A 1,608-nucleotide genomic window follows, 5' to 3' on the forward strand; every position below is an offset into this window, starting at 1 on the left:
CCAATGCCATTTAGTTAGAACATAGTATTCCAAAAGATTGCAATGTATGGTAAAAAAGAATTATACATTGCAATCTTTTTTTATACAAAAGGAGGCTCGCTTATGAACTCTACTTTTGCTTCCAGTTATGAATTGCTCCTGTCTGCTATTTCTGAATTAGAACTTCAGAAGGATTCTTTTGTCCTTCACCCTGGCGTTGATTTTTCGAGAAAACGTAAGATTTCCTTTCGGGATACGATCCTCTCTCTTTTAACCATGCAGGGTGGCTCTCTTTCTACTACATCCCATGACTTTTTCCAGCACAGGTTTCCTGCTGATATCCCTTCTCTTTCCGCTATCCACCAGCAAAGGGCCAAGCTTCTTCCAGATGCCATGAGTTACCTGTTTTATCATTTTACACAGAAACTTCCGGCAGGACATACTTATGATGGATTTCAGCTCCTGGCTTGTGACGGATCTGATCTGAACATCTGTTATGACCCTGCGGACAAAGAAAGCTGTAAACCTTCCGGCAATGGAAAAAGAGGCTCCAACCAGCTCCATCTCCATGCGCTGTATGATCTTTGTAATAAAAGATACACAGATATACGGATCGAAAAGACAATGGTCAGCAATGAATCCCGTGCCCTGGTCCAGATGCTGGGAAATATCAGCACCCCTGCCAGAACGATCATACTGGCTGACCGGGGATATGAAACTTATCACGTTTTTGCCCATATCATGGCAAAAGGCCTGTCTTTTGTTATCCGTACAAAGGATATCTCCCGCAGGGGAGGGATCTCGTATGGTTTCCGGCTGCCTGACAGGGAACTGGACGAAGACCTGGATTTTTTTATCACACGGAGCACGGTACATTCAAAAAAAGATCCTGTCCACTATAAAAAACTTTCCCCAAGCTCCGTGTTTGATTTCCTAGATCTGGAAAAAGACGGAAAACAGGCAGTCTATCCTATGAGATTAAGAATGGTACGGTTTTTACTGGATACCGGTGGATACGAATGTATCGTTACGAATCTTGAAAGAGAAGCATTCCCTCCGTGGAGGATCAGGGAATTATACCATTTGAGATGGGGAATCGAAACATCATTCCGAAAATTAAAGTATAGCCTGGGGCTTTCCCAGCTTCATTCAAAAAAGGCGGGATACGTAGAACAGGAGATATACGCGCGCGTCATTCTGTATAATTTCTGTGAATCCGTTACCCCACATGTAAGTACTCATCAGAAAAAAACAAAATACGCTTACCAGGTGAACTTCACCATGGCTGTACATATCTGTAAAGCTTTCCTTCAAAAAAGCAGTCCTACGATCTCGCCTCATATCGAGACACTCCTGTTACGCTACCTGGTCCCGGTCAAGCCCGGCCGGAAATTTCCCCGTACCAAAAAGAGGAAAGGCTTTGTAAGCTTTGCATACCGAGTGTCCTAATATAAGAATACTATAACTTTTTTTGGATAAAAACACAAGTTATTTAAAGGATAAAAGTACGATTTCTACCCCAAAGGGGAAGTTTGCGTATTTTTTCCTCTCAAAGCACTCCAAATATCAAAACATTACAGAATGTAACATAAAGAATCATCTACAAAATGTTCTATCTAAATGGCATTG

Annotated in this window: 1 protein-coding gene; it reads left to right on the forward strand. The window is 42.0% G+C overall.

Annotated features, from left to right (window positions below; genetic code table 11):
* Positions 1 to 102: 102 nt before the first annotated feature.
* A complete protein-coding gene (locus ABCM67_RS16205; RefSeq protein ID WP_175443014.1) occupies positions 103 to 1,428 on the forward strand; it encodes an IS4 family transposase in 1,326 nt (441 codons plus the stop codon).
* Positions 1,429 to 1,608 lie beyond the last annotated feature (180 nt).

Origin of the sequence: Blautia sp. 2227st1_G12_2227SCRN_220401, from assembly GCF_039062885.1 — a bacterium.
GTDB classification, from domain to species: Bacteria; Bacillota; Clostridia; order Lachnospirales; family Lachnospiraceae; genus Blautia_A; species Blautia_A fusiformis.

Excerpts from the sequence above, each read along its gene's own strand:
- ABCM67_RS16205 (WP_175443014.1), top strand. The coding sequence starts at position 103 with ATGAACTCTACTTTTGCTTCCAGTTATGAATTGCTCCTGTCTGCTATT.